13 protein-coding genes and 1 tRNA gene are annotated in these 13,391 nt (G+C 52.9%); 1 reads left to right on the top strand and 13 read right to left on the bottom strand.

The window, feature by feature from the left end; translation table 11 throughout:
- Positions 1–16: 16 nt before the first annotated feature.
- The 12 genes from CJO09_RS14650 to CJO09_RS14595 form a co-directional block, all read right to left on the bottom strand.
- Positions 17–1,330 (bottom strand): TRAP transporter large permease, encoded by a 1,314-nt coding sequence (locus CJO09_RS14650; RefSeq protein WP_119443026.1) that lies wholly within the window; start codon positions 1,328–1,330, stop codon positions 17–19.
- A 3-nt stretch (positions 1,331–1,333) separates the two neighbouring features.
- The gene (locus CJO09_RS14645; protein ID WP_119443025.1) at positions 1,334–1,852 is read right to left on the bottom strand and encodes a TRAP transporter small permease; all 519 of its coding nucleotides are present in this window, start codon (positions 1,850–1,852) and stop codon (positions 1,334–1,336) included.
- A gap of 81 nt (positions 1,853–1,933) precedes the next feature.
- Complete coding sequence (dctP, locus tag CJO09_RS14640; protein ID WP_119443024.1) at positions 1,934–2,905, bottom strand: TRAP transporter substrate-binding protein DctP; 972 nt, start codon at positions 2,903–2,905, stop codon at positions 1,934–1,936.
- Positions 2,906–3,085: 180 nt separating this feature from the next.
- Positions 3,086–4,177 carry a redox-regulated ATPase YchF gene (gene ychF, locus CJO09_RS14635; RefSeq protein ID WP_119443023.1) on the bottom strand — a complete coding sequence of 364 codons (1,092 nt, stop codon included), beginning with the start codon at positions 4,175–4,177 and terminating at the stop codon, positions 3,086–3,088.
- Positions 4,178–4,302: 125 nt separating this feature from the next.
- Positions 4,303–5,049 (bottom strand): CPBP family glutamic-type intramembrane protease, encoded by a 747-nt coding sequence (locus tag CJO09_RS14630; protein ID WP_245961356.1) that lies wholly within the window; start codon positions 5,047–5,049, stop codon positions 4,303–4,305.
- 1 nt (position 5,050) lies between these two features.
- Complete coding sequence (gene pth / locus CJO09_RS14625) at positions 5,051–5,647, bottom strand: aminoacyl-tRNA hydrolase (RefSeq protein WP_119443021.1); 597 nt, start codon at positions 5,645–5,647, stop codon at positions 5,051–5,053.
- Positions 5,648–5,758: 111 nt separating this feature from the next.
- Positions 5,759–6,391 (bottom strand): 50S ribosomal protein L25/general stress protein Ctc, encoded by a 633-nt coding sequence (locus CJO09_RS14620; protein WP_119443020.1) that lies wholly within the window; start codon positions 6,389–6,391, stop codon positions 5,759–5,761.
- A gap of 100 nt (positions 6,392–6,491) precedes the next feature.
- On the bottom strand, positions 6,492–7,442 hold the full coding sequence (locus tag CJO09_RS14615; protein ID WP_166132150.1) for a ribose-phosphate pyrophosphokinase: 951 nt from the start codon (positions 7,440–7,442) through the stop codon (positions 6,492–6,494).
- A gap of 123 nt (positions 7,443–7,565) precedes the next feature.
- Positions 7,566–7,642, bottom strand: a tRNA-Gln gene (locus CJO09_RS14610).
- A 1-nt stretch (position 7,643) separates the two neighbouring features.
- Positions 7,644–8,621 carry a 4-(cytidine 5'-diphospho)-2-C-methyl-D-erythritol kinase gene (gene ispE / locus CJO09_RS14605; protein ID WP_119443019.1) on the bottom strand — a complete coding sequence of 326 codons (978 nt, stop codon included), beginning with the start codon at positions 8,619–8,621 and terminating at the stop codon, positions 7,644–7,646.
- Positions 8,618–9,169, bottom strand: a complete 552-nt coding sequence (locus tag CJO09_RS14600; RefSeq protein WP_245961354.1) for an outer membrane lipoprotein LolB — start codon at positions 9,167–9,169, stop codon at positions 8,618–8,620. The genes ispE and CJO09_RS14600 overlap by 4 nt, the downstream gene beginning before the upstream one ends.
- A gap of 20 nt (positions 9,170–9,189) precedes the next feature.
- Positions 9,190–10,980 carry a tetratricopeptide repeat protein gene (locus CJO09_RS14595; protein WP_119443017.1) on the bottom strand — a complete coding sequence of 597 codons (1,791 nt, stop codon included), beginning with the start codon at positions 10,978–10,980 and terminating at the stop codon, positions 9,190–9,192.
- An 83-nt stretch (positions 10,981–11,063) separates the two neighbouring features.
- On the opposite strand from CJO09_RS14595, the gene mutM reads away from it, so the two are divergent.
- Positions 11,064–11,891 (top strand): bifunctional DNA-formamidopyrimidine glycosylase/DNA-(apurinic or apyrimidinic site) lyase, encoded by an 828-nt coding sequence (mutM, locus tag CJO09_RS14590; protein WP_119443016.1) that lies wholly within the window; start codon positions 11,064–11,066, stop codon positions 11,889–11,891.
- 45 nt (positions 11,892–11,936) lie between these two features.
- Here mutM and CJO09_RS14585 read toward each other — a convergent pair whose 3' ends face one another.
- A complete protein-coding gene (locus tag CJO09_RS14585; RefSeq protein WP_119443015.1) occupies positions 11,937–13,361 on the bottom strand; it encodes an FAD-binding oxidoreductase in 1,425 nt (474 codons plus the stop codon).
- Positions 13,362–13,391: the final 30 nt, after the last annotated feature.

Genomic DNA, 13,391 nt, shown 5'->3' with positions numbered 1-13,391 from the left:
AGCGTCGCAGCAACCCTTATCTCATCAGGCTGGGTAGCCACAACCCAATTCCGGGGAAAATAAGCACCAGAATCAGAACCGTGAACATCATTGCCAGGAAAGGCATTGCGGCGCGGTAAACCGTTTTGATTCCAATACTTTCGGGCGCAATCCCTTTCATGACGAACAATAGCAGCCCAAATGGCGGTGTAAGGAATGCCATTTCCATGGTGAGAAGGTAAATAACACCCAACCAGATCAGGTCAATACCCACCGAATTGGCTACGGGGATGAAAAGCGGCACCGTTATCATGACCATGCTGACCTGATCGATGAAGCAACCCAAAATAAGCAACACCAGAATCATGGCCAGCAACACCATAAACGGGTCGGCTCCGGCATTGGTAATAAGGCTCACCATGCCTGAGGTGGCGCCCGAAAAAGACAAAATCTGGCTGAAGGTTGTTGAAGCCATGATAATGAAAAGAATCATGGCGCTGGTGCGAGCCGTTTCCCGCAACGTGGCCCAGATTACCGCCCAGCTAAGGCAGCGATAACCGGCGGCGGCTACAAACGAAGCAATAACACCCAGGGCAGCCGATTCAGTTGGGGTGGCAATGCCACCGAGCAACGAGCCGACAACCACAATTAAAATACCCGACAAAGGTACAACATAAATTAAAAACGGCATCCAACGATCTTTCAGGCTGCGCTGGACGGGATCGTCGGCAGGGGCGTCTTGAGGCCGCAATTTCGCCCGCACAACGATATAACCGAAAAATAAAGTCGCCATGATGAGCGCCGGCAGAATACCCGCAATCAGCAATCGCGAAATCGACATGCCCGCCAAACTACCCACCAGAACCGCCAAGGCGGAAGGAGGAATCAGCATGGCGATGCCGCCTGTCGCCATAATGGGACCCATCGATAAGGTGGGGTGGTAGCCCCGGCGCAACATCTCGGGCATGAGTGAACGACCCAACATGGCGGTGTTCGCAATGGTTGACCCCGATAAGGCGGAAAAAACGGTACCTGCAACAACAGCTACTACCGACATTCGCCCGGGTATCTTGGTAATAAGCCGTTCAATAGCATCAATAGCCTTAAACGCCATACCCGAGTGCAATAGGATTTCACCCATGAGGATGAACAATGGAATGGGGGCAAGATTATAGTTTGTAATGGCGGTGACAACGTTGCGGGTCATTTGAACCAGCCCAACCTCACCGCCCAGAAAAATGAAAGCCCCAACAATGTTGACGCCAAAAAAGCTTATTGCTACCGGCAACCCCAGCATAAGACAAAATGCCAGCGTACCCACCAAAATCGAAAGTGCGACGGTCCATTCCATAATTTAAACCTGATTTCCGGATTGAGCAGTTGAAGAATGAACCAGGCGGCTCCAAAATAAAAGGAAAAACTCGATTGTCATTAACGCCATCCCGAAAGGAACAAAAATATTGATCCACCATTCGGGAATCGTGAACGACTTATAGACCATGCTGGAACGTTCGAATGCTTGAATGGTTGCAATTGCGCTGTAATAAAAAACAATCAGGCAGATCACGGAACCCAACAGCGAGGCCACAAGTACAACATATCGACCATATCGCTGAGGCAACACGGATGTAATGACATCGACACTGACGTGGCTTCCTTCCCGCAAGACCCATGGCGCGGCGAATACCGTTGCCACGTACATGGCGTACTCCGTCGCCTCAATAACCCACGGCATGCCCGAATCCATGACGTTGCGCATGAAAACGTCGGCCCCGATAAAGAAAGCCATTAAACCAAAAATGAACCCGGATATGACGGCAAGACATGTGATGAGTCCATTGTATGCACGCGCGACAGGATTGGGGGATGCCATGGTAGGAGCCGATTGGATAAGGTAGACACAAAACGCGCATCGGGCTGAATGCCCGATGCGCCACTAACAGAAACTGCGACGTTACTCTTTGGCCAGCAACTCACGCAGACGTGCAGCAGATTCAGGCGCTACTTCTTGTACCTCGGCCCAACCAGACTCACGTGCCTGGTTAATCCACTTTTCACGCTCGGCACCGGTTAACTCATAAACAACCATACCAGCGTCTGCCTGTTTCTTCTTCTCTGCTTCGTTAATGGCTGCGTTCTCTGCATTCAATCCTTCAAGCCACAGACCCATTTCCGTCAGGAACGCACGTTGCTCGTCGGTAAGCGAATTCCACTTGTCGAGATTAACCAGCGCATTGACATCAACCTGATAGAAACCAGGGTCCACACGCGCTTTCGTCACTTCGTGCCAGCCCAAGTCCAGGATGCCCTGAATGGGCCAACCGTAACCATCGGCGACACCACGCTCAAGCGTTGTATATACTTCAGACGGCGGCGTTTGAATGGCATTGGCGCCGAGATCCTCGAAAAACGAGCGATAAACAGGCGTGACACGCAGCGTGAGGCCGGAAAGATCCGCTTTATCAAGTGGCTTGTTCACGTACAGGTGAAATGGATTACCAACACCGGAACGAGCCAGGTACCAGACATTCATTTTTTTATTGTGGAGTTCATTAATGAACTCCCAACCGCCGTTTTCACGCAGTTCGCTCATGGTACGTTCAGTCAGTTTGAGCGCTGCGCCTTCCGGCAACAAATTAGGATAGAACGCGCTGGTGACATAAGCCATGTCGACAACACCCGACGACACTGCGTTACCGATCTCGAAAGGAGGAATCGCGGAAGGACCACCGATAAGATTAATTTGGACCAAACCTTTGCCTTCCTTGTTGACGTGCTCAACAAAACGCTCGAAAGGTTTGGCAACCACTGAACCCGGCTGGAACGCATTGACAGCGCGCAATACGACCTCGTCGGCCGAAGCGGAACCCGCCGCGAAAATGGTAGCAACCGCCAGCGCACTGGCAACTTTCTTTAATAATTTCATTTTTCGTCTCCTGTTGTCTTACAAGCAAGTTGTGTTGAAGTCTGTCATGTAACGGCGGATTATTTAACTAGGACTTGCCCCATGGACTTCAGCGATAGCGTAATCGGCGCTATATGATTTATCCAATAGATAAATTGATTGTTACATATAGATGCAGCAAATAATTTTACACTTAAACTATTAAACGTTAAACAAGAAGTTTAATACATCACCGTCTTTAACGACGTACTCCTTGCCTTCGGCACGCATTTTGCCCGCCTCTTTCGCGCCCTGTTCGCCCTTACATGCAATGAAATCTTCGTAAGCAATCGTTTGTGCGCGAATAAAGCCTCGTTCAAAGTCGGTGTGAATAACACCGGCCGCCTTCGGTGCGGTATCCCCGATACGGATCGTCCAGGCACGTACCTCTTTCACGCCGGCAGTGAAATATGTTTGCAAACCAAGCAAGCGATAACCTGCACGAATCACACGATTCAACCCAGGCTCGTCCATGCCCATATCCGACAGAAACACGGCCTTATCTTCGTCTTCAAGATCAGAAATTTCTGCTTCCACTGCAGCACAAACCGCCACCACCGGCGCATTTTCAGCCTTGGCGTAATCCTGAACAGCCTTTAAATATGGGTTATTTTCGAAACCGCTTTCAATGACGTTCGCCACATACATACAAGGCTTGGCGGTAATGAAACACAAAGGTTTCAACAACAGCAGGTCGTCTTCATCCAAACCCAACGAACGCACGGCTTTTGCCTCATTTAAAGAGGGAATCACTTTCTCGAGCAAAGACACCATTTTGGCGGCCTCTTTATCGCCCGCCCGTGCCGTTTTCTGATGACGCTGAAGGGCTTTTTCGGCGGTCGCCAAATCGGCCAACGCCAACTCTGTATTAATGACTTCAATGTCGGAAACAGGGTCAACACGCCCGGCCACGTGAACAACGTTCTCGTCTTCGAAACAGCGCACTACATGCACAATGGCATCGGTTTCACGAATGTTGGCAAGAAACTGGTTCCCCAAGCCTTCGCCTTTGGAAGCCCCTGCAACCAAACCGGCAATGTCAACGAACTCCACCACGGCGGGCAACACGCGTTCGGGCTTGGCGATTTCAGCCAGGGCCTGCAGGCGCGGATCGGGCACCTCAACCACGCCGACATTCGGCTCGATCGTACAAAAAGGATAATTTTCAGCGGCGATACCCGCCTTGGTTAGCGCGTTAAATAAAGTTGATTTACCAACATTGGGCAAGCCAACAATGCCACATTGCAAAGCCATGGAAGTCCTTAAATTAAAGTCACATTCGATACGCGATTGTAACCCGATCGAAAAATTAGTCAGGCACGCTGTCGGAACAAGTGGACGGCGCTTTGCCGTGCTCTTGCGACATCACAAGATTGTGATTACTGGGGCGGCAACCAACTGATCACCAACCAGATCACCAAAAGCGGGCCGCCGTTAAAAATGCCATGGAGGACCATGGCCGCACCGATACCCCGTCGCACCCGAAGCCAGGCCAAAGCCAAACCGGTAACCCATTGTGGCAACACTAGAAAAGGCAGCAACCACAACGGTGTTTCATTATAAGAAAAGTTACCTAAATGAACGGCGGCAAACAGCAGGCACGACAGATGTACAACCACCCCGAAATAACGACGATAGGTTTTACGTAACCCCCAGGGTAGCGGCTTTGGAGCGGCACTCGACCGAAATAAATAGGGCCACCAGCACGCCAGCACAACCAACCCCACCAAAAAAGCCGAACCCCATTGCGGGCCTGATAACAAGGCAAAAACGCTCACCGGCACGAGCCACAGCGCGTGCCCCGGCATGCGAAGGCCATAGCGAAACACAAGCTCTTCCACGATGGGAGCCCAAACAAGCGCCTGCAACCAGGGCAAGGCATCGAGACGCAAGCGGTGCTCGGCTCCACCCGCGCCGGCGGCGGCAACGGCAATCGGCCCCAATACCACCATATTCATCAACCAAAGCAAACCTGCCCATTTCAGCAGCCGCGCGAAATCCAGATGGGTAAACCAGTCTTCCAGCCACCCCCTGCGCGCCGATCGGCCAGGCAAACGACGTAGATTGGGTCGCCTGATGAATGCGATGAAGTCGCGCAGTTCAGTGGAAAATGAGGGCCAAGCCACCTTAACTCCCATTGCCACTATGCAACTGGCTGATAGCCTGCTCAAACCGGCCTTCAATTAAGGCAGGTACAACAGCACGGCAGCGGTCGAGTGCAGATTCAATTTTTAAAGTGTCTTCACGCCGCGGAGGATTCAGCACAAAGCCCACCACCTGTTGATTCAGGCCCAGCGTACGAGGATGCCCGATACCGATACGCAAACGCCAGAATGCCGCGCTACCCAATTGGGACTGGATGTCGCGCAGGCCATTATGCCCGGCGTGACCGCCCCCTTGCTTCAACTTCGCATCCCCGGGAAGCAAATCCAGTTCATCATGCAAAACGAGAACTTGCTCAGGCACGAGCTTATAAAATCGCATTAACGCGCCCGTTGCCTGCCCGGACCGATTCATAAACGTCATCGGCTTGGCAATGATAACGGCGTCGCCTTGAACACGTGCCTTGGCAACCGACGAGAAAAAAGATTTTTCAATGCTGAATTGAGCGGAAAGGTCGCGCGCAACCTGATCGGCCAGCCAAAACCCGGCGTTATGGCGGGTTGCATCGTACTCCGGCCCCGGATTTCCCAAACCCACTATCAATCTGATGCCAGTCGTCATATTGACCTATGCTTTTGTGTATTAAGCGCTAACTGTAAAACAAAACCCCTGACGGCAACGACCGACAGGGGTTTCAGAACCCGTCGCAACGGGCTGTAAAACGCGAATGAATTAAGCGTCGTCGGACGAGGCTTCTTCACCTTCGGCTTCGTCGTCATCGCCACCACCAGCGTTCTTGGCGCCGCCCTTAACCAAGGCCACAGCCAATGCCGGGTTCGTATCGCCGCCGTGCGCAGCAAACGTAACACCCTTGGGCAAGGTAACCGCATCAAGGTGAACACTTTCACCCGCAACCATCTTGGCCAGATCAACCTCGATAAATTGAGGCAAGTTGGCGGGCAAGCAGGTAATTTCCAGCTCAGTCATCACATGACTGATAACCGCACCACCCAACTTCACGGCGGGAGACGTTTCACCATTCACGAAATGCAGCGGTACTTTGGTAGTAATAACATGCGAGGCGTCTACACGTTGAAAGTCGATGTGCAAAACGAGCTGCTTGTAAGGGTGCCATTGAACCGCACGCAACAATACTTTCTGCTCTTTGCCATCGACATTCATGTCGAGAATAGAAGCATGGAACTCTTCCTTGCGCAAGGCATGGAAAATTTCATTGTGATCGAGCTCAATGTTCAACGGCTTTTCTTCACCGCCATAAACAATGGCGGGAACACGGCCTGCGTGGCGCAGGCGGCGGCTCGCACTCGTACCTTGTACGCTACGCAAAGTGGCATTAAATTTCATGGAAAACTCCAAATCGGGCTTTAGACCCAGAAAAAAACACAGCTAAATTGCTGCAAACACCTGCGGGAGGCCGCGACCAGCGCAACCCGCAGCCAAAAAATCAATCAACGAACAACGAGCTTACCGACTCGGCATTCGAAATACGCAACATTGTCTCGCCTAACAACGAGGCACACGAAAGCTGGCGAATCTTCCCACATTCTTTAGCCGGTTCCGAGAGCGGAATAGTATCGGTTACAACGAGCTCATCAAGATCGGAGGTGGTGATTCGCTCAACCGCCTGACCCGAAAGAACCGGATGAGTACAGTAGGCGTACACACCCAACGCACCGCGCTCCTTCAACGCCTGCGCTGCCTTGCAAAGGGTGCCGGCGGTATCGACCATGTCATCCATAATGATGCACGTGCGCCCCTCGATTTCACCAATAATATTCATCACTTCCGACACGTTGGCGCGCGGGCGACGTTTATCGATAATAGCCAGGTCGGCTTCCAGTTGCTTTGCCAGTGCGCGGGCACGCACCACACCGCCGATATCGGGCGATACGACGACAACATCTTTATAGTTACGGCGCCAGATGTCACCCAGCAAAATAGGCCCGGCGTAGACGTTATCAACGGGAATGTCGAAGAAGCCTTGGATTTGATCAGCATGTAGATCCATCGTCATGACGCGATCCACACCCACCACCTGTAGCATATTGGCAACCACTTTGGCGGAGATGGAAACACGTGCAGAACGCGGGCGACGGTCTTGGCGTGCGTAGCCAAAATAAGGCAAGGCCGCTGTAATGCGGCCTGCGGATGCGCGGCGCAGCGCATCGACCATTACCATGATTTCCATGAGATTGTCGTTCGTGGGCGCACAGGTTGGCTGCAACACAAAGACGTCTTTGCCACGCACGTTCTCGTTGATCTCAACCATCACTTCGCCGTCTGAGAAACGACCTACCGTCATTTTGCCAAGCGACATATCGAGATGATTGACAACGTCAACGGCCAGTCGGGGGTTGGCTGTGCCGGTAAAGATCATGAATCTGTCTTGTGCCATGATGAATGGTATAGATTCCGAAGCGTTAAATAAGAAAAGCTGTTGACCCGTACGCCCTATTCGGGGTCGACTCAACAGCTTGGCATTTATTGCAAGCCTTGCATAGGCTTCATACAAGAAGGCTGGCTGGGGAAGAAGGATTCGAACCTTCGCATGCTGGAATCAAAATCCAGTGCCTTAACCAACTTGGCGATTCCCCACCTAACTGTTTAACCAGTGATACAAAGGATGTTCCTGCAAACCCGAGCAAACCCAGGTGTTGCTAACCACCTTTGTACTGTCGTTTCCATAGCACGCTATTTTAGCGACAATTTTTTGTTGAAATGCCTGGGCATGCTCACTTGTTACAAATTCAACAAACAAACAAGCCCCGGAACCTGTCATTCTTGGCATTACACCTAGCTCAAGCAGCAAATTATATACTTGCTTAACAATAGGATAACGTGCCAAAACAATAGGCTGCAAGTCATTCCAACCATACAAGGGGCGCACCCCATTTTCCTGGCTGGTGCCAATAACGTTTAAACCGGCCGGTTGCGCCAACCTTAACCTGTTATCGGCTAACTTTTGCCACTCAGCAAAGTCCGTAATTATGATGGACTTTGTGTTTCTTGTCAAATCAGGGTCGGAAAAAACTTGCCCTGTCGCCACGTGCTGAGCAGGTTGAACAACAACATAGCCGGCGTTGCCGAGTTCAACGCGTTGCAGATCTTCACCCACTCCTTGCGCAAAAGCGTTTTGCCCAAATACAAACACCGGTACATCAGCCCCCAGCGGCAAAGCCAAACGCATCAATTCGGCGCGTGACAAACCTGTTTTCCAAAGACGGTTAAGGGCAATAAGCGTGCTGGCGGCATCGCTTGATCCGCCCCCCAGGCCACCGCCTGAAGGAATGGCTTTGCGATACTGAATTTGAGCCCCTAGCTTGACGCCCGTTGCCAATTGCAGCGCCCGTGCCGCCTTGACAACCAGGTCGTCGTCCGAACTCAGCCCGGCCAACGGCGACTCACACACAATTTGTCCGTCGGGACGCACCTCAAAATCCAGGTAGTCACACAAATCAATAAAGCGAAAAACCGACTGCAGGAGATGATAACTGTCGGGACGACGCCCTGTGACGTGCAAAAACAAATTCAATTTGGCGGGAGCCGGAACGTCGTAAAGCGCAGACAAAATTATGCCCCATCAACAACCAAACGAACACGAACCTGTTGCGCATCATGACGCCGTTCAAGCACGAGCATACGAGGCCCCTCAGTGTCGTAGCGGGAAAGCGTGACCGCCCAGCCATTCGAAACAAGCGCCGTCGGCCGCCCATTTTCGCCTCTCGTCACTTGGGCTGCCGCTGTATCGACTTCCCCTTGAAGCCACTGTTTAAGCCCGCGTATCGGCATGTCGGTTCCTACAACTTGTGCCAAAAGCGCATCGGCATCCGGCGCGACCTCGCGGGAACCGTCGCTTCTAATCAAGACTGCTCGCGCGGGGCTGATTTCCACCCTGGCCAATACCGACCCCATAGGGTTTGCCAAATCCAGCTGTTGTGTTTGACCCGAATCGCGCCAGGCGAACCCCCCCTGTACGGCCTGTGGCGCCGTACCCGGCTCAGTGACCGTTACCGCAAACCGCCCGGTTCTGCTGAATGCCGAACGGTCGGTACCCTGAATCGCCGGCGGCGATGCGCATGCCGCCAGGAACACCAAGAGCGAGACGAAAACCCACACACGCATAAAAAGCCGCTGCGACATGCTTATTCGGCCCCAAGTCGTTCAATGGTCTTAAGCAGGGTTTCGTTGTTTGCATCTTTTTGCTTCCCCTGCTTCCAGATCTCCCGCGCTTCATCTTTTCGGCCCATTACCCACAACACCTCACCCAAATGTGCTGCCACCTCGGCCTCTGGCAGAATTTCAAACGAACGCTGCAAATATTGCAACGCAGATTCATAATCGCCCGTACGATAAAAATACCAACCCACACTATCCAGAATGTATGGGTTATCAGGCTCCAGTTGCAGTGCTTTCTCCAGTAAAGCCTGGGCTTCGTCCAGCTGCGTATTCTGTTCAACAAACGTATAGCCCAAAGAGTTGTATGCGTTGGCGTCGTCGGGCGTGAGATCGATAATTCGCCGCATCATTTTTTCGAAGGCGTCGTACTTGCCCTGACGCTCGTAAAGCATCCCCAAGTCGTACTTAATTTCCGGTGTATCAGGCAAGGCTTTGTCGGCTTTCTCAAGCGTTTCAACCGCCAGGTCTGTACGCCCGGCATCACGATATATCGAAGCCAACGTTAACGCCGCTACTGTCCGCTCCTGATCATTCTGGGGCGCAATCGTATCAATCACTCCACGCGCCTGCTCCAGCTTGCCCATTCGGCCATACAACACCGCTTTGTGAATTTGCGATTGAAAAATCAAGGAAGGGTCGTCAATGAGACTCAACTGTTCAATCGCTTCTTCGAGATTGTCCTGGCGCTCTGCAATTCGCACCAGCATCAGACGCGCGTCGGAGGCATCCGCTATTGCATTACTGGCTTTATCGTCAATCGACTCGCGCCGCTGCATTTGCACTGCGATATATTCATTCAACAACGCTTTGGCCTGGTCATATCGCTCCGACCGGGCATTCACTTCCGCCTCGGTGTAAAGCAAATCAAAATTTTCCGGCGCTGCCTCACGCATGGCCTGAACCTGCATTAATGCCTGGTCAACACGACCCGCTTCTGTTAGCCGCCGTACAAGCAATAAACCAAGGTCGTCTGCTTGCGGATATCGCTCGAGGTAACGTTGAGCCGCGCTGATCGCCGCGTCGGGATCAACTTTCAAGCCATATTCAAGAATACGTTGCGCCGCCGGCTCTGACGCCGGGTCAAGCTGCTGGGCACGCTCGGCATGCGCCAGGGCGCGCCCTGGATCGCCCGCCGCCCAAGCCATGTCTGAAAGCGCCAACCAAGTGACCGGCAAATTCTGTACCGGCTCGCGCAATGCCGAGCGCAAAATGTCGTAGGCTGCCGTACGGTCATTCAGTTTGCCCACGATTGCCGCAGCCTGACCAATGGCCACTTCCTTATCCTGGGCATTTTCAATGCGCTTCCAGAGCGCATCGGCCAAGCCTTCCGTTTCCCCGTTCGACGCAGACATCGCCAACGAGCTGGCAACCGCTTCAGGGTCGTTTGGTGCAATCAATGCCCACAATTGAGCCGCGCGGTTCGCCTTGGGGAAATTGCGTGCCACCATGGCGTACTGAAATGCCCGTTTTGCCAAACGTGGATCGGAGGTCGTGCGCGCCAGCTCGTAGAATACGTCTGTCGCCACACCCATCTCGCCCCTTTGCGCTGCAAACTCGGCAACTAGCAACTTGTATAACATTTCGCCGGTTAAATTCACCGAAGGCAGCGAATCGGGGTGCAGATGTATATGCTCTACAGGCTCAGCCGAAGGAGTAGGCTCTAACGGGCTGCCCGTTTGCGCATTCGCATCAAGCGCTGCGCCCTGCAGAAAAAAACCTGCGAACAAAATGGATAACAAAGAATTAGAAAGTTTCATTCAACACAACCATCACAAGTGCGCCAAGCGGATTTGCGCATGATGGCAAAATAACACAAACATTCCAATTAGTAGTGTGTCCGATGCCTGAACTGCCTGAAGTTGAAACAACCCGTCGCGGAATAGCGACTGTCATGCCCGGCCGACGCTTGCGTTCCCTGGTGGTTCACGAGCCGCGTATGCGCTGGCCGGTGCCCGCCCATCTTAGCCAAACGGTGGCCGGCCAAATCGTGCGGCGATGTGAAAGACGGGGGAAATACTTGTTAATTGGTTTCGATAACGGCACCATGATCGTTCACCTGGGAATGTCGGGCTCGCTTCGGCGTGCGCCATTAGACGAAATAAAACGCAAACATGACCATGTTGAATGGGTATTCGATGACGCGCGCTTTCTGTTGCATGACCCCCGGCGCTTCGGGGCGGTACTCTGGCACGACCACGGTAACGGGCCTGTACAAACCCACCCTTTATTAGCCAACTTGGGCATCGAACCGTTTGACCCGGGTTTTACCGGAACAACGCTGCACCAAGCCTTCAAAAACAAAAAACAGGCAATAAAGACGGCATTGCTGGCCGGCGATGTTGTGGTGGGCGTGGGAAATATTTATGCTTCTGAAGCCTTGTTCAGGGCACGCATCAACCCAAAAACCGCAGCCGGCCGCTTGTCTCGGGAGCGGTGTTCACGATTGCACGAAGCCGTACTAAGTACGCTCTCGGACGCCTTGCACTCAGGCGGCAGTACCCTGCGCGATTATGTAAATGCTACAGGAACGCCCGGCAGCTATTTCGATATTCATGCCGCGGTTTATAACCGTTCGGGTCAGCCTTGCCGGGTTTGCCACACACCCATTAAAAAAATTGTTCAGGGGCAGCGCACCACATACTACTGCCCCAAATGCCAGGCACGATAAGACCGCCCTGGAACCAACGAGAAGGCAGCGGTGTAAAGCAAGACCTTATCCCGCCTCCGATATCACAACCTTACCCGGGTTCATGATGCCGTGTGGATCCAGCGTTTGCTTCAGCAGGCGCATGAGCTTCATTTCGACCGGGTCTTTAAACTGGTCGAGCAGATCACGCTTTAACTGCCCTACACCGTGTTCCGCACTAATCGACCCATGATAATGATGGACACTGCGGTGAACAATGTCGTAAATCGCCTCTTGCTGGCCCAACAAATCGTCCTCTGAAAACGCCGTTCCGCGTGCAATGTTGTAATGCAGGTTACCGTCGCCCAAATGGCCGAAAATAACGTGCTCCAAACCAGGAAAACGCGACTGAATCGCTTCATTGGTAGTGCGCACGAAGTCGGCCATTGACGACACCGGAACCGATACGTCGTGCTTAATGCTTTTGCCCTGCTCTTTTTCCGCCAAAGGGATGCTTTCACGCAAATGCCATAAAGCCTTGCTTTGTGAAATATTTTCGGCAATGACCGCGTCGACCACTACTTCCGCTTCAATTGCATCGCCAACAACCGTTTCAAACCGCTCACGAGCGTGATCGGCGCTTTCGCTGTCGGAGAGTTCAAGCAAGGCATACCAGGGCAACGCTGCCGACGGGCCATCGAAAGGCATTCTTTGCTGCGGGAAGTGGTGTGTAACCAGGTGCAAACAGTTGCCCGCAATCAGTTCAAAACCGGTTAAAGCCGGGCCAAACCCCTTACGCGCAATCGACAAAAGGCTGACTGCCGCTTCCACACTTTGCAACCCGACAAGCGCCGTACACTGCGCAACAGGCAATGGAAAAAGCTTTAATGTGGCTGCCGTAATAATGCCCAAGGTGCCCTCACTGCCAATGAACAGGTCGCGCAAGTCGTAGCCAGTATTGTCTTTACGCAAACCGCGCAAGCCATGCCATATTTCACCCTGTGCCGTCACGACCTCCAGACCCAGGACCAAATCACGGGCATTACCGTAGCGCAACACCTGGGTTCCACCGGCATTACACGCCAAATTACCCCCAATCGTGCAACTGCCCTCAGCCGCCAAAGACAAGGGAAACAAGCGGTCGACATCGCGCGCCGTCTGCTGAACCGTTTGCAAAATGCAGCCGGCCTCTACCACCATGGTGTCATTGTCGGTATCCACTTCGCGCACCGAGTTCAGCCGACCCAGCGACAATACCAACGCATGCCCCGAGTCATCCGGCGTGGCGGCGCCACACAAGCTGGTGTTTCCGCCTTGCGGCACAATCGGCACCTGATGGCGCCCACACCATTTCACGACGTCGGCCACTTCCTGGGTGGAGCCGGGGCGCACAACCGCCAGCGCCGAACCGGAGTAACGACCGCGCCAATCGGTAAGATACCCTTGTGCGTCATCACCCGTAATGACATTGGCGGCCCCCACCAAAGCGGCTAATTCACCTAGCTGATCCATCAAAAATATTCCTGTTTTTTTAAGATTTCA

Source organism: Neopusillimonas maritima (assembly GCF_003576595.1).
Taxonomy (GTDB): domain Bacteria; phylum Pseudomonadota; class Gammaproteobacteria; order Burkholderiales; family Burkholderiaceae_B; genus Neopusillimonas; species Neopusillimonas maritima.
Note: the sequence above shows the minus strand (reverse complement) of the source record. Positions and strands in the feature narration are given on the sequence as shown.

Excerpts from the sequence above, each read along its gene's own strand:
- CJO09_RS14595 (WP_119443017.1), bottom strand. The coding sequence starts at position 10,980 with ATGAAACTTTCTAATTCTTTGTTATCCATTTTGTTCGCAGGTTTTTTT.
- ychF (WP_119443023.1), bottom strand. The coding sequence starts at position 4,177 with ATGGCTTTGCAATGTGGCATTGTTGGCTTGCCCAATGTTGGTAAATCA.
- CJO09_RS14585 (WP_119443015.1), bottom strand. The coding sequence starts at position 13,361 with ATGGATCAGCTAGGTGAATTAGCCGCTTTGGTGGGGGCCGCCAATGTC.
- CJO09_RS14600 (WP_245961354.1), bottom strand. The coding sequence starts at position 9,169 with ATGCGTGTGTGGGTTTTCGTCTCGCTCTTGGTGTTCCTGGCGGCATGC.
- CJO09_RS14615 (WP_166132150.1), bottom strand. The coding sequence starts at position 7,442 with ATGGCACAAGACAGATTCATGATCTTTACCGGCACAGCCAACCCCCGA.
- dctP (WP_119443024.1), bottom strand. The coding sequence starts at position 2,905 with ATGAAATTATTAAAGAAAGTTGCCAGTGCGCTGGCGGTTGCTACCATT.
- CJO09_RS14645 (WP_119443025.1), bottom strand. The coding sequence starts at position 1,852 with ATGGCATCCCCCAATCCTGTCGCGCGTGCATACAATGGACTCATCACA.
- CJO09_RS14620 (WP_119443020.1), bottom strand. The coding sequence starts at position 6,391 with ATGAAATTTAATGCCACTTTGCGTAGCGTACAAGGTACGAGTGCGAGC.
- mutM (WP_119443016.1), top strand. The coding sequence starts at position 11,064 with ATGCCTGAACTGCCTGAAGTTGAAACAACCCGTCGCGGAATAGCGACT.
- CJO09_RS14650 (WP_119443026.1), bottom strand. The coding sequence starts at position 1,330 with ATGGAATGGACCGTCGCACTTTCGATTTTGGTGGGTACGCTGGCATTT.
- pth (WP_119443021.1), bottom strand. The coding sequence starts at position 5,647 with ATGACGACTGGCATCAGATTGATAGTGGGTTTGGGAAATCCGGGGCCG.